Source organism: Prevotella sp. P5-64 (assembly GCF_002251285.1).
In the GTDB taxonomy this organism is placed as follows: Bacteria; Bacteroidota; Bacteroidia; order Bacteroidales; family Bacteroidaceae; genus Prevotella.
In genome coordinates this window covers 16,623-38,995 of sequence record NZ_NPJK01000035.1, presented here as the reverse complement: position 1 = coordinate 38,995, position 22,373 = coordinate 16,623, and the positions used below count along the sequence as shown (strand labels likewise).

The 22,373-nt window shown below is 46.8% G+C and carries 18 protein-coding genes; 11 read left to right on the top strand and 7 right to left on the bottom strand.

The features are described 5' to 3' along the window. The gene (locus tag CIK87_RS06325; RefSeq protein WP_094386402.1) at positions 1 to 1,737 is read right to left on the bottom strand and encodes a bifunctional UDP-sugar hydrolase/5'-nucleotidase; all 1,737 of its coding nucleotides are present in this window, start codon (positions 1,735 to 1,737) and stop codon (positions 1 to 3) included. 98 nt (positions 1,738 to 1,835) lie between these two features. Between CIK87_RS06325 and CIK87_RS06320 the strand changes: the two genes are divergently transcribed. After that, positions 1,836 to 2,510 carry a DnaJ domain-containing protein gene (locus CIK87_RS06320; RefSeq protein WP_094386400.1) on the top strand — a complete coding sequence of 225 codons (675 nt, stop codon included), beginning with the start codon at positions 1,836 to 1,838 and terminating at the stop codon, positions 2,508 to 2,510. Positions 2,511 to 2,947: 437 nt separating this feature from the next. Here CIK87_RS06320 and CIK87_RS06315 read toward each other — a convergent pair whose 3' ends face one another. Further along, positions 2,948 to 3,850 carry a YitT family protein gene (locus CIK87_RS06315; RefSeq protein ID WP_022310990.1) on the bottom strand — a complete coding sequence of 301 codons (903 nt, stop codon included), beginning with the start codon at positions 3,848 to 3,850 and terminating at the stop codon, positions 2,948 to 2,950. Between the two features lie 408 nt (positions 3,851 to 4,258). On the opposite strand from CIK87_RS06315, the gene lon reads away from it, so the two are divergent. The 4 genes from lon to CIK87_RS06295 are packed head-to-tail and all read left to right on the top strand — an operon-like array spanning position 4,259 to position 10,809. Further along, complete coding sequence (gene lon / locus CIK87_RS06310; RefSeq protein ID WP_094386398.1) at positions 4,259 to 6,718, top strand: endopeptidase La; 2,460 nt, start codon at positions 4,259 to 4,261, stop codon at positions 6,716 to 6,718. A gap of 16 nt (positions 6,719 to 6,734) precedes the next feature. Continuing rightward, positions 6,735 to 7,862, top strand: a complete 1,128-nt coding sequence (gene tgt, locus CIK87_RS06305; protein WP_094386396.1) for a tRNA guanosine(34) transglycosylase Tgt — start codon at positions 6,735 to 6,737, stop codon at positions 7,860 to 7,862. 1 nt (position 7,863) lies between these two features. Next, on the top strand, positions 7,864 to 9,138 hold the full coding sequence (locus tag CIK87_RS06300) for an LptF/LptG family permease (protein WP_022310987.1): 1,275 nt from the start codon (positions 7,864 to 7,866) through the stop codon (positions 9,136 to 9,138). Positions 9,139 to 9,174: 36 nt separating this feature from the next. After that, positions 9,175 to 10,809, top strand: a complete 1,635-nt coding sequence (locus CIK87_RS06295) for a DEAD/DEAH box helicase (RefSeq protein WP_094386394.1) — start codon at positions 9,175 to 9,177, stop codon at positions 10,807 to 10,809. 120 nt (positions 10,810 to 10,929) lie between these two features. On the opposite strand, the gene CIK87_RS06290 is transcribed toward CIK87_RS06295, so the two are convergent. From CIK87_RS06290 to CIK87_RS06275, 4 genes are all read right to left on the bottom strand, one after another. After that, complete coding sequence (locus tag CIK87_RS06290; RefSeq protein ID WP_094386392.1) at positions 10,930 to 11,220, bottom strand: HU family DNA-binding protein; 291 nt, start codon at positions 11,218 to 11,220, stop codon at positions 10,930 to 10,932. Positions 11,221 to 11,226: 6 nt separating this feature from the next. Then, on the bottom strand, positions 11,227 to 11,649 hold the full coding sequence (locus CIK87_RS06285) for an META domain-containing protein (RefSeq protein ID WP_158216214.1): 423 nt from the start codon (positions 11,647 to 11,649) through the stop codon (positions 11,227 to 11,229). Between the two features lie 233 nt (positions 11,650 to 11,882). Continuing rightward, positions 11,883 to 12,476 (bottom strand): hypothetical protein, encoded by a 594-nt coding sequence (locus CIK87_RS06280; protein WP_144008135.1) that lies wholly within the window; start codon positions 12,474 to 12,476, stop codon positions 11,883 to 11,885. An 83-nt stretch (positions 12,477 to 12,559) separates the two neighbouring features. Then, entirely contained in the window at positions 12,560 to 13,693 is a 1,134-nt protein-coding gene (locus CIK87_RS06275; RefSeq protein ID WP_173823486.1) for a transglycosylase SLT domain-containing protein, read from the bottom strand. A 146-nt stretch (positions 13,694 to 13,839) separates the two neighbouring features. Between CIK87_RS06275 and hisG the strand changes: the two genes are divergently transcribed. From hisG to hisC, 3 genes are read left to right on the top strand one after another with little or no spacing between them, the layout of a single operon-like run. Further along, positions 13,840 to 14,691, top strand: coding sequence for an ATP phosphoribosyltransferase (gene hisG, locus CIK87_RS06270; protein WP_094386384.1), 852 nt, complete (start codon positions 13,840 to 13,842; stop codon positions 14,689 to 14,691). A 21-nt stretch (positions 14,692 to 14,712) separates the two neighbouring features. Then, positions 14,713 to 16,017 carry a histidinol dehydrogenase gene (gene hisD, locus CIK87_RS06265; RefSeq protein ID WP_094386382.1) on the top strand — a complete coding sequence of 435 codons (1,305 nt, stop codon included), beginning with the start codon at positions 14,713 to 14,715 and terminating at the stop codon, positions 16,015 to 16,017. A gap of 2 nt (positions 16,018 to 16,019) precedes the next feature. Next, positions 16,020 to 17,063: a histidinol-phosphate transaminase gene (gene hisC / locus CIK87_RS06260; protein WP_094386380.1), complete on the top strand. Its 1,044-nt coding sequence runs from the start codon at positions 16,020 to 16,022 to the stop codon at positions 17,061 to 17,063. Between the two features lie 115 nt (positions 17,064 to 17,178). On the opposite strand, the gene CIK87_RS06255 is transcribed toward hisC, so the two are convergent. Further along, the gene (locus CIK87_RS06255; RefSeq protein ID WP_094386378.1) at positions 17,179 to 18,264 is read right to left on the bottom strand and encodes a TerC/Alx family metal homeostasis membrane protein; all 1,086 of its coding nucleotides are present in this window, start codon (positions 18,262 to 18,264) and stop codon (positions 17,179 to 17,181) included. A gap of 247 nt (positions 18,265 to 18,511) precedes the next feature. On the opposite strand from CIK87_RS06255, the gene CIK87_RS06250 reads away from it, so the two are divergent. From CIK87_RS06250 to carA, 3 genes are all read left to right on the top strand, one after another. Then, positions 18,512 to 19,312: a polysaccharide biosynthesis/export family protein gene (locus tag CIK87_RS06250; RefSeq protein ID WP_094386376.1), complete on the top strand. Its 801-nt coding sequence runs from the start codon at positions 18,512 to 18,514 to the stop codon at positions 19,310 to 19,312. A 73-nt stretch (positions 19,313 to 19,385) separates the two neighbouring features. Further along, positions 19,386 to 21,272: an amidophosphoribosyltransferase gene (locus CIK87_RS06245; protein ID WP_094386374.1), complete on the top strand. Its 1,887-nt coding sequence runs from the start codon at positions 19,386 to 19,388 to the stop codon at positions 21,270 to 21,272. 14 nt (positions 21,273 to 21,286) lie between these two features. Then, positions 21,287 to 22,366: a glutamine-hydrolyzing carbamoyl-phosphate synthase small subunit gene (gene carA, locus CIK87_RS06240; RefSeq protein ID WP_094386372.1), complete on the top strand. Its 1,080-nt coding sequence runs from the start codon at positions 21,287 to 21,289 to the stop codon at positions 22,364 to 22,366. Positions 22,367 to 22,373 lie beyond the last annotated feature (7 nt).

Below are 22,373 nucleotides of genomic sequence, written 5' to 3'. Positions count from 1 at the left end.
TTACTTTTTACGATTGAACAGCAACTCGTAGTCACGCTTTGCAGCAGGCTTTACCAGCTGCTCTGGCACAAATCTCCAGTTGTTGTTGGGTTGTGGGTCAAGTGTTCCTTCGCTTTCGATGGCCTTCATCAGATAGTAGCGTTGGTCCTTGTCGCTGCGCCAGATTATCCTGCTTTCCAGACTGTCGTGGCTGATGCCGGCACCACGAGTGAGCAGTTCGCCGCCACCATTGCCACGATAGCTGTTTACAGCTACCTTATACCAGGCCTTGGGGTCAAACGGCTGTCCATTGCTCATGCGATGGATTGTGACCTTCTGGCCGTTAGGTTTGGTTACATCTACCTCGTAGTCTATGCCGGCTGCACTGTCAAAGTTGAACGAGAAGTTCTGGAAACCCATTCTCTGCTGGTCGTTTTTGGTATATTCATTCAACAGTAGCAGATGGTCGTCGGGCGACTGCATGGTGTTGACCCAGAGCGAATAACTCATCTCGAGATGTTTGCGTATCTCTTCGCCCGTGAGACGCATCACGTACAGCTGGTTTTCGTACTTGTACAGCTTGAACATATCGCTGACATAGATATCGCCTTTGTTGATTTGTGCGTCAAACAACAATGGTGCGTTGAAGGCTATGTCTGCGCCGGTAATCTTCAACTCCAGATTGAGTATCAGGTCATTGAACGCACTTGAACCAAAGTAGCAATCACGTGTTGATATTGAATTGGCAAAGGTTCCTATCTTTTTGTTGACAAAGGCATTGATTTTGGAAATCCACTCTTCAAAGTGAGCCATATACTCTTTGTCGACCTCTATGTCTCTTACATCTACCAGCTGGCCCTCGACAGACTTCTTGCAGTGCTTTTTGCCTTTCTCTATCGTGATGGTCGCTTCAGCCACTTTTCGTGCTGCATTGGCAGGGTCGAGACACAGCACCTTGTTTCCGCTTTCGCTGGTGACATAGTCTGCATAAGGTGTGTGGTCGTGGCCGAACAGGATGAGGTCAAAGCCATCCACCTCGCGCGCCACCTTCAATGCAGCATCTTCTTCGTAGTCGGCGGTGACTATACCGCCTTCCTTTCCGCTGTGGAAGAGACCGATGATGACATCAGGCTTTTCATTGGCCTTGAGATAGTTCACCCATTCACGGGCAGCCGTAACCATATTTACAAAGGAGAGACCGCTCCACAGACGCTCTGTCAGCCAGTTGGGGATGGCTGGAGTTATCATTCCCAGCACGGCAATCTTCACTCCGCCGCGGTTAAGTATAGTATAAGGCTTGAGATAGGGCTTGCCGGTATTGGTGTCGATGATATTGGCTGCAATAACAGGGCATTTCACTTCCTTTATCCATTTGTCATACACCTCATGACCAGGCTCGACATCGTGGTTGCCTATGGTCTGTGCGTCGTACTTGAGGTAGTTCACCACCGAGGCGGCTATATTCTCAGTTGTAGTGTCGATGTAGTTGGAATAGTAAGAGATAGGCTGCCCTTGCAGTATGTCGCCATTGTCGAGCAGTATCACATTGTCGCCATGTTGCTCGCGCAGCTGCTTGACATAACTGCTGACACGTGCCATCGACCCAGCCATCGGCCTGCGGTTGATGTAATCGTAGGGGAAGAAGCTGCCGTGAACATCACTGGTTTGAACAATTTTGATGGTGACCGTCTTGGATTTGGCCATGTATGTCAATCCGAAAGGAAGCAATAACGCCATAACTGCTATAAGTTTTTTCATATATTACCTTATTATATATTAGCATTGCAAAAGTACAAAATAATCGCGAGTTAGGCATGGTTTTTGCAATAAAAGTTGGCAGATAGGAGGATTTTAATATGGCATTTGTAGATTATTATAAGATTTTAGGTGTAGACAAGAACATCCCACAAAAAGATGTACAAGCAGCATACCGCAAGAGGGTAAAGCAGTTCCATCCGGACTTGCATCCCGATGACCCCAAAGCCAAAGCCAAGTTCCAGGCGCTCAACGAGGCGTATCAGGTAATCAACGATCCCGAGAAGCGTAAGAAGTACGACCAGTATGGAGAGCATTGGCGCGAGGCTGGCAACTTTGGCGGCCAGCAGGAAGCTGGTGGCTGGAGCAGTGGCAGTCCATTTGAGGGCTTTGATTTTAGCAGTATGGGCGGTGGAAGTGGTAATGGCTTCTCCAGTTTCTTCGAAAACCTGTTTGGAGGTGGTGGTTTCCATAGCCGTCATCAGTCTTCTATGCAGGGAGGTATGCAACAGGATATGGAAGCCTCTGTTTCCATCGATTTATACACAGCCTTGCTTGGCGGCGAGGTGATGGTCCAACTGGGTGATGGCTCGCGCATCAAACTGAGGGTTAAACCTGAGACTCAGAATGGTACCAAGGTTAGACTGCGCGCAAAGGGATATGACATGGGCAATGGCCAACGCTCCGATTTGATTATCACCTACAACGTCACTCTCCCCACTGGGCTCAATGCACGCCAGAAAGAGCTGCTCAGACAGATGCAGCAGCTGTCATAGCGCCAAGCACAGCATCAGGTTGATGCGCGACAAGACTTTCATGATTTTATAGATAGACTCCGTTTGTCATTCCGCAAGGATGATGAACGGAGTTTTTTCGTTTACCATCCATTCCATCCCCATTGCTGTCTACCGCCATAAGCCGCCGATTGCAGTCTGTCATCGCCGGGAACATCAGTTCATTCCAAGTGCATCAAGAGTAATCTCTCCTCATAGTTGTCATCCTGCCCGAGATGAAATAATTCTTGAGTTCAAACTGTGAATTATTCATTTCGCGCTTCCAAACAGTCGTTTCAAACCGTGATTTTCCTAATTCGCACCCCGCAACCACTCTATCTATGGTCTGGGCAGACGATGACGCGCAAGGGGCAAAAAAATAGGCATGCACTATGGGAATGACCATGGTGCATACCAATGCCTGGATGTCGACGACACGTCTATTTGATAGTGTCAAATCCCTGCCCGAAGACGCCGTGACAGAAAGTCTGTGAGATAAGAGCCTCAGGGTCTATGCTCTTGATGTGGTTGAGCACATCCTGCGACTCATATTTGCGCGCCAGCACCATCAGCACATGCACATCGTGCTTGGAGTACCATCCGGTGCCTTGGAGCAGGGTGACGCCGCGATTGACGTCCTTGTTGATGGTATCAGCAATCTGCTCGTATTTCTTGGAAATGATGAGGAATTGCACCGTCTGCCTGGTACCGTTGATGATGTAGTCGCACGTGACGCTGGCTATGAGCGTAAAAGCGATACCATAGATGATGATTTCGGTACTGTGGTATAGCAGGTACGACGAACTGATGATGGTAAAGTCAATGAACTGCATGGCACGCCCGAAGCTCAAACTGAATTTCTTGTTCAGCCATGCCACGATGATGTCGGTGCCGCCCGTAGAACCGTTGTGGCTGAACACAATGCCCAATCCGGCTCCACCCAGAATTCCACCTATTAGCACATGCATGAAGCGGTCTTCACCAACGGTGATGACAAGGTGGTGGGCAAAGAACGGCTGCATGACTCCGATAACAAGAGACAGGATGGTGACGCCGATAATCGTACGTATGGTAAACTGCTTGTTGAGCGCCCTAAAACCGATGAGAAGCAGCGTGATGTTCAACACCCAGATAGAGATGGCGGTGGGGATGTCGAATGCGTAATACAGCAATGCCGAGATACCCGACACGCCACCCATGACAAACTTCTCGGGGAGGATGAATGCAGTATAACCAAACGCATAGGAGGAAATACCCAACGTGATGAACAATAGGTCCATCAGCTCGTGCTTTACATAACTCTTAGTACCGAATGCAGCGATACTCTCGTGGTCTTTGTTCATCTTGTTTATGTGATTGAGGTCAATAATTCATATTTTAATAGATGTGTAGGTGTCAAGTGTGCCGCTCAGCGTCCAAGTAGCAGTTGCTATGACGATGCAAATTTAATAATTTATTATGACTCTCTTTTCAAGTTCATCCATTTTTTCTATGCACAATGTTCATTTTATTCCAAAAGATGGTTTTGGGAGTCCCCTCGTGGCTCTGCCCGCATGAATAATCTACGCTACTAAGATCGGAAGATAGTCGCATCAATCTCGTCCTCAAATCGCGCGGTCATGACGGCGTGATTTCTTAAAACTGAACGATATCAATAGTTTTTAGTTACTTATTATAAAATAAGAAACTGAGATAACCTTAAATTGAATAAAAATGACTAACTTTGCAGTTCAAATTGAAAGCGAACCATAATGGACGAAAGAAATAAAGCATCAATACAGATGATAGCAGAGTATGATGGAGATATCACCAACCTCTATGGTACGACACCGGAAGGGGTTGTTCCAATTCTGGCAACACGCAATATGGTGATGTTCCCTGCCGTCATTTCGCCTATTCTCGTAGGCCGCGAGCAGAGTGTAAACCTCCTCAACTATCTGGATAAGCACCCCGGCACACTCATAGCCATCTTCTCACAGAAGAACCCTGATATAGAGCATCCTCGCGAGGAAGACCTCTATCACTATGGCTGTTATGCCAAACTGGTAAGACGCATCGAGCTTCCTGGCAGTGAAAACTGTACCGCCATCTTCCAAATGATGGGCCGTTGCCACCTGGACAGCATCGAGAAGACGCGTCCCTATCTCTGTGGCGCCGTGTCAGAACGCTCGGAAATCATGCCCGATGTCAACGACAAGGCATTCAATACTGCCATGATAGACCTGGTGGCTGCCTCAAAGGAGTTTATCCATAAGAATGACGAGCTGGCAGACGAGATGGTGTTCTCTATTGACAACATCCATAATCCCATAATCAGTCTGAACTTCCTCTGCACGGCTCTGCCGTTCTCGGTAAAAGACAAGATGGAGCTTCTCGAGGAGAGTAACCTGATGGACCGTGCGCTCAACACCTTGCGCCTGCTCAACCGCGAGCTGCAGTTCCTGCAGTTGCGCAATCAGATTCGTATGAAGACGCGTGAAGAGCTCGACGAACAGCAGCGCGAGTACTTCCTGCAGCAGCAGATCAAGAACATCAAGGAAGAGCTGGGCCGTGGCGAAGGCTCGCCCGAGAAGAGAGAGCTCGAAGAGAAAGCCCGCAATAAGAAATGGTCGAGCGAAGTGGCTAAAGTTTTTGAGAAAGAGCTGGAAAAACTCGACATACTTAACCCCCAAAGTCCTGACTACAGTGTGCAACTCAACTACCTGCAGACCTATGTGTCTCTGCCTTGGGGCGAGTACACCCAGGACGACCTGGACCTCAAGCGTGCGCAGCGCATTCTCGACCATGACCACTATGGCATGGAGAAAGTGAAAGAGCGCATCCTCGAGTATATTGCCGTGCTTAAATTAAGAGGTGACCTCAAGTCGCCCATCATCTGCCTTTACGGTCCTCCCGGTGTGGGCAAGACCAGTCTTGGCAAGAGCATCGCTTCGGCCTTGCGCCGCAAGTATGTGCGCGTGTCACTGGGCGGACTCCATGACGAGTCTGAAATCAGAGGTCACCGCCGTACGTATATCGGTGCCATGCCCGGCCGTATCATCAAGAGCATCCAGAAGGCAGGTTCTTCCAACCCCGTCTTCATCCTCGACGAGATTGACAAGATTACACAGAACACGCACAATGGCGACCCCTCGTCGGCTCTGCTTGAGGTGCTTGACCCTGAACAGAACACGGCTTTCCACGACAATTATCTCGATGTCGATTACGACCTGTCCAAAGCCATGTTTATAGCCACAGCCAATGAGCTGAACACCATTCCCCGTCCTCTGCTCGACCGTATGGAAATCATAGAGGTGAGCGGATATATCACCGAGGAAAAAATAGAGATAGCCAAGCGCCATCTGGTTCCCCGCGAACTGGAAAACAATGGCTTTGTCAAGGTCGGCGAGAAACCTACCTTCACCAAGGCTGCCCTCGAAACCATCATCGAGCGATATACACGCGAAAGCGGTGTGCGCCAGTTGGAAAAGCAGATCAACAAGTCTCTGCGCAAGATGGCATATCAGATGGCTAAAGAAGGCTCTCTGCCATTGAAGAAGGTGACACCCAAAGAACTGGAAGGCCTGTTGGGCAAGCCACCTTTCTATCGCGACATCTATCAGGGCAATGCCTATGCTGGAGTGGTGACAGGCCTGGCCTGGACAAGCGTGGGAGGCGAAATACTCTTCATCGAAACATCGCTCAGCAAGGGTAGGGCAGGCAAGCTCACCCTGACAGGTAATCTGGGTGATGTCATGAAGGAAAGTGCCGTTATTGCACTTGAATATGTCAAGGCCCATGCTGAACGCCTGAATGTAGACTACCGCATATTCGACCAGTACAATATGCATATCCATGTGCCAGAGGGCGCTACGCCCAAAGACGGCCCATCGGCTGGTATCACCATCGCCACCTCGATAGCTTCGGCCATCACCCAGCGCAAGGTAAGAAAGAACACAGCCATGACAGGCGAGATTACCCTGAGAGGCAAGGTGCTGCCCGTGGGTGGCATCAAGGAGAAAATCCTGGCAGCCAAGCGTGCGGGAATTACAGATATACTGATGTGTGCGGACAACCGCAAGGATATCGAAGAGATACCCGCCATGTATCTTGAAGGAGTAAACTTCCACTATGTGGAGAATATTCAGGATGTGTGGGACTATGCCTTGCTGGATGAGAAGGTAGCCAATGCGGTACACTTTGATATAGAAGAAGACAAGAAAGAGAAATAACGAAGACGATAAAGAAATGACGTTTGAACTACAACATACAGATACATACAGTGATGCCCGCACGGGTATCATAACCACCGACCACGGCCAGATAAAAACCCCGATATTCATGCCGGTAGGTACGTGTGGCACTGTCAAGGGTGTGCATTTTGAAGAGCTTCGCCAACAGGTGAAGGCCCAGATTATCCTTGGCAACACCTATCATCTGTATCTCAGACCCGGACTTGAGGTGCTCCGTAAGGCTGGTGGTCTGCACGGTTTCAACGGTTGGGAGAAACCTATCCTCACCGACAGTGGCGGTTTTCAGGTCTTCTCTCTGACCGGTATAAGAAAATTGCGTGAAGAGGGTTGTGAGTTCCGTTCTCATATCGATGGCTCCAAGCATATCTTCACTCCTGAAAATGTGATGGACACTGAACGCGTGATTGGTGCCGACATCATGATGGCGCTCGATGAATGTCCTCCTGGAAAGAGCGACTATGCCTACGCCAAGAAAAGCCTCGGCCTTACCCACAGATGGCTGGACCGCTGTATCAAACGCTTCGAGGAAACCGAGCCCTTGTATGGCTTCAAGCAGAGCCTGTTCCCCATTGTTCAGGGATGTACCTACAAGGATCTGCGTCGTGAAGCTGCCAAGTTTGTGGCTGACAAAGGTGCCGACGGCAATGCCATCGGCGGTCTGGCAGTAGGAGAGCCTAAGGAGGTAATGTATGAGATGATAGAGGTGGTCAATGACATCCTGCCTAAGGACAAGCCCCGATACCTCATGGGTGTGGGTACGCCCGAAAACATACTGGAAGCTATCGCCCGAGGCGTGGATATGTTTGACTGCGTAATGCCTACGCGCAACGGTCGCAATGCCATGCTCTTCACCTACCAGGGTACGATGAACATGCGCAACAAGAAATGGGAAATGGACTTCAGCCCCATTGACCCTGACGGTTGCGAAACCGACCTGGTGTATACCAAGGCCTACCTTCACCATCTGTTTAAGGCTCAGGAGCTGTTGGCTATGCAGATAGCAAGTATCCACAACTTGGCATTCTATCTTCGTCTGGTCACCGATGCCCGCAAGCATATCGAACAAGGTGATTTCATGCAGTGGAAGAACAGCATAGTAGAACAGTTAGGAAGGAGAATCTGATATGGCTAACATTAGAGATTTAAGACGTCACTTTACGCGCTATAAGATAGCCAGATGGATAAGCACCCATCCAGTGTGGATGCATAGACTTATCAAATGGCTGTATGACCACACCGCTGGCGTGCGCAATGTGCTGCATAAAGTGTACAGGCAATTGAAGTGGCTGCGTTTTCTCAGTCCATCCAATTATCTGAAGCGACTCGACTGGTATATTGTCCGTAAGTTTATTGGTACTTATGTATTTGCCATCGCGCTGATAATCTCGTTGGCAATCGTCTTTGACGTCAACGAGAACCTGGAGAAATTCAGCCGTTTCCATGCTCCGCTCGAAGCCATTGTCTTTGACTATTATGTCAACTTCGTTCCTTATTTCTCTAATCTGTTCAGCCCGTTGTTTGTCTTCATCGCCGTAATATTCTTTACATCTAAACTGACAAGCAATTCGGAGATTGTAGCGATGTTGGCGGCTGGTGTATCCTTCAAGCGTCTGCTGCGTCCCTATATGTTCTCCTGTGTGCTTATTGCCATGCTGTCTTATTATCTCAGTGCCTATGTCATCCCCCATGGTACGGTAATCAGACAGAACTTTGAGGCAAAATACAAAAACCGCACCAAGAACACCTCGGCCGAGAACGTGCAGCTGCAGGTGGGTAAGGGCATTATCGCCTACATACAGCACTATGACAACAACCAGAAGAAAGGTTACGGTTTCTCTTTGGACAAGTTCGAAAACAAGAAGCTGGTAAGTCACCTGACAGCTATGGAGATACAATATGACACCATCTCTGATTCAAAGTTCCACTGGACAGCCAGCAACTGGAAAATAAGACAGCTCAAAGGCCTCAAAGAGCGTATTACGAGTGGCACGAAACTTGATACGCTGATACAGATGGAGCCTACCGACCTGGTCTACTCAAAGGGCCAGCAGGAGACGTTTACCAGTCCGGAACTGAAAGACTACATTTCCAAGCAGATAGACCGTGGTAGTGGCAATGTGGTGCAATACCAGGTGGAATATCATAAACGAATAGCGTCGTCGTTTGCGTCATTTATCCTGACAATCATTGGATTCTCATTGTCATCACGCAAGCGAAAGGGCGGTATGGGCTTGTATTTGGGTATAGGTCTGGCTCTGAGTTTTACCTACATCATGCTGCAGACCGTATCTTCAACATTTGCAATCAACGCAGGATTCCCACCGTTCCTGGCGGCATGGATTCCTAATGTTATATTTGCCTGTGTAGCTTATTATTGCTATCGACAGGCTCCCAATTAGTATTACATTGGCTGTAAGCCATTAAGTTAGTAGAATATGTATTTTGACGAATTAGATTTAAATGACAACGTATTGGATGCACTCTATGATATGCATTTCGAAGAGTGTACTCCTGTTCAGGAAAACTGTATTCCTGAAATACTCAAAGGCCGTGATGTGCTGGGAGTAGCACAGACTGGAACCGGAAAGACGGCAGCCTATCTGCTGCCCATACTCTCCAAGTTGGATAGCGGAGGCTATCCCAAGGACTCCATCAATTGTGTCATCATGTCGCCGACCCGCGAGCTGGCGCAACAGATAGACCAAGCGTTCCAAGGTTTCGGCTACTATCTCAACGGAGTAAGTAGCGTGCCTGTATATGGTGGCAACGACGGTAACCGTTTTGACCAGGAAACCAAGGGTATGCGTATGGGCGCTGACGTCGTAATCGCAACTCCCGGACGATTTATCAGCCATATTAATATAGGTAATGTAGATTTGAGCAAGACGTCATTCTTCATCCTTGATGAAGCCGACAGAATGTTGGATATGGGCTTTTCGGAAGATATCCTGACCATAGCCAAGCTGTTGCCAAAGGACTGCCAGGTAATTATGTTCTCGGCTACCATGCCGAAGAAGATAGAGGACCTGGCAAAGACTCTGCTGAAAGACCCTGTGGTCATAAAACTCGCCGTAAGCAAACCGGCTGAGAAAATCAAGCAGAGCGCTTACCTGTGTTACGAGCCCCAGAAGATATCGATTATCAAATGGCTGTTCAAGCAGGATGAACTGAAGCGCGTGATAATCTTCTGCGGAAAGAAGACCAAGGTAAAGGAAGTAAGTCGCGCCTTGACCAAGGCCAAGATTTCTGTGGGAGAGATGCACTCAGACCTTTCGCAGGCTGAGCGTGACGATATCATGTTCAAATTTAAGAGCGGACAGATAGATGTGCTCGTGGCTACCGATATTGTGGCACGCGGAATAGATATCGACGACATCGCTATGGTCATCAATTATGATGTGCCCCACGATGCAGAAGACTATGTACACCGTATTGGTCGTACCGCGCGTGCAGACCGTGATGGTGCCGCCATTACTTTTGTCAGCGATCTGGATATCGCCGCCTTCAAAGACATAGAGAAGTTCCTCGAAAAAGAAGTTGAGAAAAATCCTCTTCCTGAAGGTATGGAAGGTCCTGAATACAAGGTGGTCAAGGCTAAGGCCAAATCAATTCGCCGCAAGAGCAGAGACCAGAATGCCCATAAGCACAAGCCTCGCAAGGACTCTGAAAGTGGCAAGGAGCAGAACAGACAGTCTAACGAAGTCAAGGAAAAGCAGAAGTCTGCCGACAAGGGAGATAATGGCAAAAACAGAAGAAGACGCAACCCTGACAACAAGCCCAGCAAGCCAGCTATGGACAAGCCCGTCAACCAGCAGGATAAAGGCGACAAGGCAAAGGACAAGGGTGACAAGGCAAGAGACAAGAGCGACAAACCCAAGGATAAAAAGTATAACAAGCCAAAGCATCGTCGTCCAAACTCTGTGAAGAAAGACGGAACTGTGAATGCAAAACCGCAGATGACAACTCCAGCTCGCCAGGAGCGTGCAAAAACTGAGAAGAAAGATGCTTCGGGTATTTCCGGCTTGCTCAAAAAGCCTATGAAGTGGCTGAAGTCGCTGACCAAGAAATAGGCAAGAACGAGAAATCAAAGGATAGGACCCTTATAGATTTCTATAAACTTGACAAATGATAAAAGTCGCTTATCTACAAGCAAGATAAGCGACTTTTCCATTTAATATACACCTTGCGGATTACTCTGCAGAATGCTTGCGACTGTAAATGGCCATGTTTTCAGAAGCCTTAAAGGCAATTTTGTCATGGGCTTCGATTTCAATACGCTCTTTGGTGTTGGGATTGAAACCTGTACGTGCCTGGCAGCTCTTGATATAGAAACGGCCGAAATCGGGAATGGCTACCTCGCCGTCTCCCTCGCAGATGTTGTCGGCTATACAGCCTAATACTGTGTTCAGAAGTTTGCCGGCCTGGGCTTTGGATACTCCAGCTTTTTGGGCAATCTGTGCTGTAAGTTGAGCTCTATTCATAACTTATTACTTTTTCTTTTTCAACAAAAATATCTCGCTATTGGCATTATCTGTCAGCACCAACTCTCCATCGTTGTTGACGTCAAATCGCTTCACCTTGTCCAGAGCCTTCAATACCTTCTGCTCATTGATCATATCGGCGCACATCATGAGCGTGCATCCCATACCACTGAGGTCTATTTTGTTGTTCTTTGTCTTGAGCAGACCTGTAAGGCTGTTGCACCCCGTGTTACCATAAACTCGCTTGTCCTTGGTGTTAAACCCTAAGAAGGGTATCTCATCTCCGGCTTTTTTGTCTATTGCACTACCGTTGATACGTTCTATCGTCCATTCGCCAGACAAATCAGCCACTGACGCCATCTTCTGGGTGGAACTACAGCTTGTCATCAAGGCAATTGCTGCCATGGAAATAAATAAGTTCTTATTCATTCTTATGATTGTTATTATTATGATACATGCAAAGGTAGTCAAAAATTGAGGTATGGAGAAATAATACCATGTTTTTTTGTTCGTTCTCCACGTTTTCCGTCCATCTCTGCATGGTGCTCTGGTAAGCAATGATACATACATCTATGAAAAAACCTCAGGACAACTGGTGTCCTGAGGCTGTAAGTCTTAATCTATGAATAATGAGTCAAGCCATATTCATGATGGCATGGTGATTACTTTTCACATTTCTGCTCTTCCTTCTTGTGGTGGTCGCAGCTTTTGCAATTTTCCTTCAGTTTGGCAATCTGCTCAGCATTCAGGATGGTCTGTAGTTCTTTCATATATTCTTCGTGCAGCTGCTTCATCTTCTTGGGACACATCTTCTTGTGATGATGCTGGCCCTGCTGCTTCTTGCAGTGGCCTTCGCCGGCGGCATGATTTTCCTTGGAGCACTTCTTCTCGGTCTCTACCTTCTTATTGCAGCAACCGTCTTTCTTCTGCTCGTCTTTCTTGTCGCAGCAGCCATCTTGCTTCTTCTCATCTTTCTTGCAACTGCCTTCATTCTTATGCTCGCCCTTGCCGCAGCAATCTTTCTTCTCGGCGTGCTTGCCTTCGCAGACTGCAGACTGCAGTTTCAATTCAAAATTCTTGTTGAGTTCCAGAACCTTGGCTTTCTGAGCCTCATCCAAACCGAGCTTCTGGGCCATCATCTCAGTCTTGTGCTGAGCCTTATCCTGCTTCTTGCAAGAGCCACACTTCGCTTCCTGAGCGTTAACACTTGTTCCTATCAGCACTGAGGCTAATAATGTCAATACGAACTTTTTCATAATTTTCTTTTTAATTGTTTATTTGTTAATGAACTATATCTATTAAGACGTAGAATGTAGTCGTGAGTTTAATGAATATGCAATCAAATGTGATATTTATACTTCTTTTTGGCTCGTTGTGGCTCAAGATTGTCGTAACTACCCTGGAAAGAACACGAAGAGGCAGAGCCACGATATTGGCCATATCTTGCATGAATCCGTTCGACATAATCTACGGTTTCGTGACCACGCATATAGCCATATTTCACAATCGGGTCGTTATAGAAACGAGATTCGCGCAGCCCCAATACAAAGCCAGCTACATCTCTCCAGTGGTGTGGCGCCTTGCCATGCTTCTTGGCCAAAGCCATTGCATCGCGAATATGATGATAACCGCCATTGTAACTGGCCAAGACGAAATTGGTTCTTTCCGCTTTGTCGGGAATATCTCTGAATTTTTCATTGAGCTGTGCGATGTATTTTACCGCAGCGGCAATATTAGCTTCGGGTTCATACAATAGATGTCTTGGCAAGCCTATGTGGTCGGCTGTTTCGGGCATAATCTGCATGAGACCACATGCACCAGCCCAACTGCGCGCCTTGGGGTCAAATGTAGATTCCTGATAACATTGGGCAGCAAGCAATCTCCAGTCTATGCGCGCCACGGGGGCATACTTCTGGAATAGATGGTCGTATTTGGAAATGATACCAGCGCCCTTGTCGAGCATGGGGGAATAGACATGACGCTTGATACTATGGGTGGAGAGGGCAAACTCTTGTTCCTTGATTATCTGGGTAATCATTACCGGTTTGAACCAGCGGTTAAGGGTATCGGCAAGAGCCGTATTAGCATCGCCTACTGCCCAACTGGTTTTGTCCTTGGGGTAAGAAACACCACAAAACTTTATGCCATGGATGGAATGGGGGAGTGGGATGGCGGCAATGTCGCCCTCGCCTTGCTTCAACCGATGGACAAGTTCTGCCGTATCTTTACATACTTCAACGCGGAGCGATACTCCAAGTGTCTGTGCAAACTTTTCGCAAAGCAGATACTGGGTTCCCATACCTCTGCCGTGATATTCGTAATAGGTCTGAGGGCCGGAAAGGGTGAGCATGATAATCTCGCCATTGTTGAGGATATCGTTAAAGGTATAGTCGGTGGATATAGAGTCTGTATTGGTCTCGAGACTCGTGCCCCAAGGCGTTTGCTCAACCTTCTTGTCATGCTGACAAGCCATGAACAAAAGCGCAAAAATTATGAATAAATATTTGTCTAATCGCATAATTAGTACAAAGTTACTACATTATTTGGATTAATGAAACATTTTATCTACTTTTGCATTACAATTTTCATGATAATCAACACTAATTATTATAGTATGTTATGTTAAGGATAGCAGTACAATCCAAAGGCCGCTTGTATGAAGACACAATGTCACTGCTTGCAGAGGCAGATATAAAAATAAGCGCATCCAAACGTACATTATTGGTACAGTCAACCAATTTCCCTGTCGAAGTGTTATATTTGCGTGATGACGACATTCCCCAAAGCGTAGCTACGGGGGTTGCCGACCTTGGAGTAGTAGGAGAGAATGAATATATAGAAAGAGGTGGCGGTTCGGATATCGTGTCGCGTCTGGGCTTTAGCAAATGCCGGCTGTCGCTCGCTATTCCCAAAGATATCGACTATCAAGGGCTGAAATGGTTTAACAACAAGAAAATCGCTACTTCTTATCCTGTCATTCTGAAAGATTTCCTGAATAAGAACAACATCAATGCGGAGATTCATGTAATTACTGGAAGTGTGGAAATATCACCTGGAATAGGACTGGCAGATGCCATCTTCGATATCGTCAGCAGCGGTTCGACACTTGTGAGCAACAACTTGCGTGAGGTGGAAGTAGTCATGGAGAGCGAGGCCCTTCTTATCGGCAACAAGTCGATGGACGAACACAAGAAGAGCGTCCTGAAAGAAATGCTGTTCCGTTTCTCGGCAGTAAAGAATGCAGAAGACAAGAAGTATGTCAGAATGAATGTTCCCAAAAATCGGCTGGAAGAAATCATCAATGTTCTTCCCGGCTTGAAAAGCCCTACCATAATTCCTCTGGCAGACGATGCGTGGTGCTCGGTTCATACTGTGTTAAGCCAAAAGCGATTCTGGGAAATCATAGGTAAACTCAAAGAACTTGGGGCACAAGGAATCTTGGTTACCCCGATAGAGAAAATGATTTTATAGAACATCTAAACGAAAGAACGGATGAATAGAGAGAAAACCATCTATGGCGAGTATTTTCACTATCCTGCCGCAACGGACTGGGAAAAGATATCGGCCCGACCTCATCTGGATACCCAACAACTTGCGGAGGTGGTAAAAGATGTGTTGGCAGATATCAAGGCTAATGGCGATGAAGCCGTAAGAAAATACGAGTCCAAGTTTGACCATGTTGAATTGGATAGCCTGAAAGTGAGGGCAGACGAAATCAATGAAGCTGAAGGCTTGATAGATGACGAGCTGAAGAATTCACTCTTGACAGCCTATCATAACATCTATACCTTTCATGAAAGCCAACGTTTTCAGAGCCATCACGTTGAGACATGTCCCGGCGTCGACTGCTGGCAGAAAAGTATGCCTATCGAAAAGGTAGGACTTTATATCCCGGGTGGTACTGCTCCCTTGTTCTCTACGGTTCTAATGTTGGCAACTCCTGCCAAAATTGCTGGTTGCAAGGATATTGTCATCTGTACCCCGCCAAACAAAGAAGGAAAAGTAAATCCCGCCATCCTTATGGCAGCCAAAATAGCAGGCGTGACAGAAATATTCAAGATAGGCGGAGTACAGGCAATCGGAGCCATGGCTTATGGTACAGAAACGGTGCCAAAGGTATATAAGATATTTGGTCCCGGCAACCAATATGTTATGGCTGCCAAGCAACATGTGTCACTTACCGATGTCGCCATTGATATGCCTGCTGGTCCATCGGAGGTTTGCGTCATCGCAGACGACACAAGCAATCCTATATTTGTAGCTGCAGATTTATTATCACAGGCAGAACATGGCGTTGACTCACAGGTATTGCTCATCACCACATCGGAAACGATGTTGGATGAAATCATTGCCGAGATTAAATCTCAACTTGAAGTTCTTCCACGCAAACAGATTGCTGTCAAAGCATTGGAGAATAGCAAATTTGTTTTGGTTCATGATACGGCAGAAGCCATGGCAATAAGTAACGCCTATGCTCCGGAACATCTGATTATAGCTACGGCAGACTACAAGGAACTGTCTGAAAAGGTTGTCAACGCAGGCAGTGTGTTCCTTGGACAATATGCTTGCGAGAGTGCTGGTGACTATGCCAGTGGTACTAATCATACTCTGCCCACTCATGGCTATGCCAAGGCATACAATGGAGTCAATCTTGACAGCTACTGTCGCAAGATAACTTTCCAACATCTGTCACGTCAGGGCGTAGATTCTATCGGTCAAGCCGTAGTCACTATGGCAGAGAATGAGCAACTTGAAGCACATGCCAATGCCATGCGTGTGCGTTTAACCAATCTGTAAAAATGAAGAGTTTAAACAGTTTAGTACGCAAAAACATTTTGAGTCTGGCGCCTTATACCTGTGCGCGCAATGAATATAATGGACACGAGGCCAAAGTTTTTCTCGATGCCAACGAGAACCCGTTCAACAATCCTCTGAACCGTTATCCGGACCCGTTGCAGCTCGAACTTAAAGCAAAGATTGCCAAAGTCAAACATGTCAGTCCTGAGTGTATGTTTCTGGGTAATGGTTCCGACGAAGCAATAGACCTTTGCTATCGTGTATTCTGCGAACCAAGAATTGACAACGTGGTTGCCATCGAGCCAACTTATGGTATGTATCGCGTATGTGCCGACATCAATGATGTGGAATATCGTGCCGTTGATTTGGAAGGCAATTTCCAGATAAAGGCAGACAAGTTGCTGGACGCCTGTGATAACCATACTAAGTTAATCTGGATATGTAGCCCCAACAATCCGACTGGAAACAATCTCGACAGGGATGAAATCGAGAAAGTCATCAATGGTTTTGACGGCATGGTTGTGGTTGATGAAGCATACAGTGATTTCTCCAAAGTCAAACCATTCAGGGCAGAACTGGAACGATACCCTAATCTGATTGTACTCAATACTATGAGTAAGGCATGGGGCTGTGCAGCCATCCGACTCGGTATGGCTTTTGCCGGACAGGAAGTGATTGACATATTTAATAAGGTGAAATATCCCTACAATGTCAACTATCTCACCCAGCTTAAGGCGATGGAAATGCTCTCTGATCCATTTGAGGTAGAACAATGGATAGACGTATTACTGACAGAACGCACTCGTACGATGAAGGCATTTGTCGAATTGTCTTGTTGTCATGGTGTTTATCCTACAGATGCCAACTTCTTTCTCGCCAAAATGACCAATGCTCAGAAAATCTATGATTATCTTGTGGAGAAGGGTATCATCGTGCGTAATCGCACGCGTGTAAAATTGTGTAACGATTGTCTGCGTATTACTGTGGGTACCAAGAGTGAGAATACAGCTTTAATTGCTGCCTTGCGACAATATACAGGAGATTAGTACTGTCGGTCTCCATCTATTCTAAAATGCTAAAGTATAATGGCTCTACAAATAGGAAACCATTATACTTTAGCATTTTTATATGATACGCAACTTCCGTCTAAAGACGTTCAACTTACTTCTGTTCAATTGTTCGAGGCTTGAGCATGGAGAAGGCTATGCTGCCTACAAGCACCACAAGGATAAAGCCAAGCGACCAGAGATTGTCGATGTGTACAAAATCGCTAATGATGAGTTTTATACCGATGAAGAGCAAGAGAATGCAAACACCAGTCTTGAGATAAATAAACTTGTCGGCTATGGCGGAGAGAAGGAAGAACATAGCTCTCAGTCCCAATATGGCAAATATATTGGAGAAGAAGACCACGTAGGGGTCAAGCGATACAGAGAAGACGGCAGGAATGCTGTCGAAAGCGAATATCAAGTCGCTCAATTCGATTACGAATACAGTGACAAGCAGAGGCGTAATGTGCCATTTTCCGCCCTGTTGCTTAGCCGCCATGACATACTCTTCGCCAACTTTCTTGGCTCTCACCAAGAAATGGTCGCCTGCGAACTGCGGATAGACTCTGAAATGCTTGGAAAGGAACCTAACCAATCCTTGTTTTGATGCATCGGCATCGTCTTTCTTGTTACGGTCACGGTACATCTTGTATGCACTATAAACAAGGAAGAAACCGAAAATCATAAGTATCCACTCAAAGCGTGCGAGGATGGCAGCGCCAGCAAATATGAATATGAAGCGCATGATGATGGCTCCAAAGATACCCCAATTCAGGACATGTTGAAACTCGGTGTTCTGAACCTTGAACGAGGTGAATATCATCATCATAACGAAGAGGTTGTCTACAGAGAGCATCTTTTCGATAAGATAACCCGTTATGTACGACATAGCCATATTGTGGCGGTACAGGACAATGCCATCTTCCAGACTAACTCCGTCCAGATTTAGGTGGGTGGCGTACCTACGCGACACTTCCTGCAGGTCATCCATCGTGTGTATGCCATGAATCATGTCACCATGAAACCAGAGGAATACACCGAAAAGCAGTGCCAACACAATCCACACCGTGGTCCATATACCCGCCTCGCGGATAGAAACAACGTGTGCCTTACGGTCGATGGCGAACATATCTACGAGAAGTATGGCTACTATGAATATTACGAAGCCTGCAAAGAATAATAATTCTGAATAATGCATTGTCTATAATCAATTTTGTTGCAAAGTTACTGCTTTTTTATGACAACGGTCGTAAGCCGCTGTTAAAAAGTTGTTACAGATTCCTTGCAGTTGCATATATCCAGCTCATTTCTGGCTCCGACGAGTGTAGGGGCCATTGCGATAACCACATAATCACCATTATTATTTATATTTCATCCAGTTTCTTTTGCCACTTTGAAAAAATAGTAGTATTTTTGCAAAAAGTTTATAAATACTCGATACCGATATGAAATGTAAAACGATTTCGTTTGTCATGCTGATGGCATTGCTGGTCTTGGCAGGCTGTAGCAGTAGTAAAAAGGTGGCATATTTCCAGAATATCCAGTCAGTGGATTTCGACAAGTCGAAGGGTTTATATGATGCCAAGATTCTGCCTAAAGATATGTTGACAATCACGGTAAACACACAGACACCAGAAGCGGCTTTGCCATTCAATCTTGCAGTAAGCAATGTTATCAACCCCACAGGACAATTGTCTTCCGGAGCCGGCTCGTTGCAAGGTTATCTTGTTGACAACGATGGAAACATCAATTTCCCAATTGTAGGCAAAATACATGTGCAAGGTCTTACCAAGACACAATGCCAGGACCTTATTGTCAAGAAAATTTCTCCATATCTCTCTAAGACCGAGACTCCTGTTGTGACCGTGAGGATGTCAAGTTATCACGTTACAGTGTTGGGCGAAGTAAACAAGCCAGGAGTGGTGGCCGTCACTACCGAGAAGATGAGCATTATGGAAGCGTTGGCTGAGTCGGGCGACCTGACTATTTATGGCAAACGTGACAATGTGATACTTATCCGTGAGTCAGAGACTGGGCAGAAGGAGTATCATATCATTAATCTCAACGATGCGAATGTATTCAATTCACCTTATTATTATTTACAGCAGAACGATATCGTCTATGTCGAACCCAATGGCGTCAAAGCCAAGAACTCAGGGATCGGCAGTTCGACCACATTATGGTTCTCGTTTGTTGGTATCGTTACCTCGGTGGCATCGTTGATTGTAAATATTGTAAGAAATTAAAAGACTAAAAAAATGAAGAGTGTGAAAGTAATAATAACATTCTTCATTTTTTTGAATATATAAGGGATAACACATGGAAACATTGAAACACGAGTGTGGCGTAGCTATGGTGAGACTACTGAAGCCGTTGTCATATTATCAGCACAAGTATGGCACTTGGATGTACGGTCTCAATAAGCTATACCTCATGATGGAGAAGCAGCACAATCGCGGACAGGAAGGCGCAGGACTGGCATGCGTGAAGTTTGATACTCAACCTGGCCATGAATATATGTTCCGTGAACGTGCCGAGGGTAAAGACGCCATTCGCAAAATATTTGCTACCGTTCATGAGAACTTCAAGGATGTTACTCCAGAACAGATGGCCGATTCTGACTATATAGAGCAGCGTCTTCCCTTTGCGGGCCAGCTTTATATGGGACATCTGAGGTATTCGACCACGGGCAAACGAGGACTGCAATATGTGCATCCATTCCTGCGACGCAATAACTGGAAAGCCAAGAATCTCTGTTTGTGTGGCAACTTCAATATGACCAACATAGAAGAGATTTTCGAACGACTTACAAGTCAGGGACAAAGTCCGCGAATATACAGCGACAGCTATATCATGCTTGAGCTGATGGGTCACAGATTGGACCGTGAAGTGGAGCGCAACTTTGTCAATGCCCAACATGAAGGACTTCAAGGCAAGGACATTACTCGTTATATCGATGACCATGTGGAGATGGCTAACGTTCTCAAGACTTCGATGGCCGACTTTGATGGAGGCTATGTAGTCTGCGGTATTACCGGTTCGGGAGAGATGTTCTCAATGCGAGACCCTTGGGGGATACGTCCAGCCTATTATTATAAAGATGATGAGATTGTGGCGTTGGCTTCTGAGCGTCCCGTGCTTCAGACGACATTCGATTTGTCCTGCGAGCAGGTTAAGGAACTTGAACCTGGAATGGCTCTGCTGGTCAAGCGCAACGGACAATGCCGCATAGAGCGCATCAGAGAGCAAGCCGGAGATTCTGCCTGCTCTTTTGAGCGCATATATTTCTCGCGCGGGTCTGACCGGGACATCTATCAGGAGCGCAAGAGATTAGGTGAACTTCTCACCGAGCCTGTACTCGAAGCCGTAGGGGGAGATACGGAGCATACTGTCTTTTCGTTCATCCCCAATACTGCCGAGGTGGCATTCTACGGACTCGTACAGGGGTTCAAAAAACATGTGCATGAAAAAAAGATTGCTGCCATCCAATCCTTGGGAAGGATTCCCACCCACGAAGAGCTCGACAGGATACTCTCCGAGTCTGTAAGGATGGAGAAGGTGGCATGGAAGGATATCAAGCTGCGCACGTTTATCACAGAGGGCAATTCGCGCAACGACCTGGCATCACATGTCTACGACATTACCTATGGTAGCGTAGATGAGGGCAGGGACAACCTCGTGGTAATAGACGACAGTATCGTAAGAGGAACCACGCTCAAGGAGAGTATCATACGCATTCTTGACCGCTTGCATCCCAAGAAGATGGTGCTGGTAAGCAGTGCGCCCCAGATAAGATATCCTGATTATTACGGCATAGACATGGCGCGCTTGGAAGAGTTCTGCGTTTTCCGTGCGACAATGGAACTGATAAGAGAACGTGGCATGCAGCAGCTCATCCTCGACACCTACAACAACTGCAAGTCAGAGATGAACAAGCCCAAAGCCCAGATGCGCAACTGTGTGAGAGATTTGTACAAGCCGTTTACTGTTGCAGAAATCAACAGCAAGATAGTGGAAATGCTGCGGCCTGAGGGAGTGACAACACCCATTGAGATTGTGTTCCAGTCGATCGACGGATTGAGACAAGCCATTCCACATCATAAAGGCGACTGGTATTTCACGGGCAATTATCCTACCCCTGGAGGCACGCGTCTTTGCAACCAGGCATTCATAAACTATATAGACAACATATACAAACAAGAATAACAAACTGATAGATAATGAGAAATGTAACTTTAGTATTGTCTGACGGCACCAAGTTTCATGGCAAATCATTCGGCTATGAGAAACCAGTAGCCGGAGAAGTGGTTTTCAATACTGCGATGATGGGCTACCCCGAGAGTCTTACCGACCCATCCTACGCAGGCCAGTTGATGGTGCTTACGTTCCCCTTAGTAGGCAACTATGGCGTACCCCCATTCAGTTTTGAACCCAATGGTCTGCCCACATTCATGGAGAGTGACAGAATCTATGCTTCGGCCATCATTGTTGCCGACTATAGCGAGCAGTACTCTCACTGGAATGCTAAAGAGAGCTTGGCCGAGTGGCTGAAGCGTGAACATGTGCCAGGCATCACAGGCATCGACACTCGCGAACTGACCAAAGTGTTGCGCGAAGCCGGTGTGATGATGGGTAAAATCCTCTTTGACGACGAGCCAGATAATATCCCCGAGGCCAACTATGAGGGCGTTAATTTTGTTGACCTTGTAAGTTGCAAGGATATTATCAAGTATAACGAGGGTGCTGGCAAGCGGGTTGTGCTTGTTGATTGTGGTGTGAAAGCCAATATCATCCGTTGCCTCATCAACCGTGGCGTTGAGGTCGTACGTGTACCATGGAACTATGATTATACCGACATGGACTTCGACGGACTCTTCCTTGCCAACGGCCCTGGCGACCCTGACACTTGCGAAGATGCAGTCAAGATTATCAAGAAGCAGATGAATATGTCGCGCAAGCCTATCTGTGGTATCTGCATGGGCAACCAGTTGCTCGCAAAGGCAGCCGGAGCCAATATATACAAGCTCAAGTACGGCCACAGGTCACACAACCAGCCGGTATGTATGGTTGGCACAACACATTGTTATATCACCAGCCAGAACCACGGATACGCAGTCAACGCCAAGACCCTCGGTGCCGATTGGGAGGAACTCTTTGTCAATATGAATGACGGTTCCAACGAGGGTATTCGCCATAAGACCAATCCCTGGTTTAGCAGCCAGTTCCATCCAGAGGCTTGTTCTGGTCCGGTAGATACAGAGTTCATGTTTGATAAATTTGTTGAAACATTAAATAAGTAAGATATAC

Excerpts from the sequence above, each read along its gene's own strand:
- CIK87_RS06295 (WP_094386394.1), top strand. The coding sequence starts at position 9,175 with ATGTATTTTGACGAATTAGATTTAAATGACAACGTATTGGATGCACTC.
- CIK87_RS06315 (WP_022310990.1), bottom strand. The coding sequence starts at position 3,850 with ATGAACAAAGACCACGAGAGTATCGCTGCATTCGGTACTAAGAGTTAT.
- CIK87_RS06280 (WP_144008135.1), bottom strand. The coding sequence starts at position 12,476 with ATGAAAAAGTTCGTATTGACATTATTAGCCTCAGTGCTGATAGGAACA.
- CIK87_RS06300 (WP_022310987.1), top strand. The coding sequence starts at position 7,864 with ATGGCTAACATTAGAGATTTAAGACGTCACTTTACGCGCTATAAGATA.
- carA (WP_094386372.1), top strand. The coding sequence starts at position 21,287 with ATGAGAAATGTAACTTTAGTATTGTCTGACGGCACCAAGTTTCATGGC.
- lon (WP_094386398.1), top strand. The coding sequence starts at position 4,259 with ATGGACGAAAGAAATAAAGCATCAATACAGATGATAGCAGAGTATGAT.
- hisC (WP_094386380.1), top strand. The coding sequence starts at position 16,020 with ATGAAGAGTTTAAACAGTTTAGTACGCAAAAACATTTTGAGTCTGGCG.
- hisD (WP_094386382.1), top strand. The coding sequence starts at position 14,713 with ATGAATAGAGAGAAAACCATCTATGGCGAGTATTTTCACTATCCTGCC.
- CIK87_RS06290 (WP_094386392.1), bottom strand. The coding sequence starts at position 11,220 with ATGAATAGAGCTCAACTTACAGCACAGATTGCCCAAAAAGCTGGAGTA.
- CIK87_RS06245 (WP_094386374.1), top strand. The coding sequence starts at position 19,386 with ATGGAAACATTGAAACACGAGTGTGGCGTAGCTATGGTGAGACTACTG.
- CIK87_RS06255 (WP_094386378.1), bottom strand. The coding sequence starts at position 18,264 with ATGCATTATTCAGAATTATTATTCTTTGCAGGCTTCGTAATATTCATA.
- hisG (WP_094386384.1), top strand. The coding sequence starts at position 13,840 with ATGTTAAGGATAGCAGTACAATCCAAAGGCCGCTTGTATGAAGACACA.
- CIK87_RS06285 (WP_158216214.1), bottom strand. The coding sequence starts at position 11,649 with ATGAATAAGAACTTATTTATTTCCATGGCAGCAATTGCCTTGATGACA.
- tgt (WP_094386396.1), top strand. The coding sequence starts at position 6,735 with ATGACGTTTGAACTACAACATACAGATACATACAGTGATGCCCGCACG.
- CIK87_RS06275 (WP_173823486.1), bottom strand. The coding sequence starts at position 13,693 with ATGGCTTGTCAGCATGACAAGAAGGTTGAGCAAACGCCTTGGGGCACG.
- CIK87_RS06320 (WP_094386400.1), top strand. The coding sequence starts at position 1,836 with ATGGCATTTGTAGATTATTATAAGATTTTAGGTGTAGACAAGAACATC.
- CIK87_RS06250 (WP_094386376.1), top strand. The coding sequence starts at position 18,512 with ATGAAATGTAAAACGATTTCGTTTGTCATGCTGATGGCATTGCTGGTC.
- CIK87_RS06325 (WP_094386402.1), bottom strand. The coding sequence starts at position 1,737 with ATGAAAAAACTTATAGCAGTTATGGCGTTATTGCTTCCTTTCGGATTG.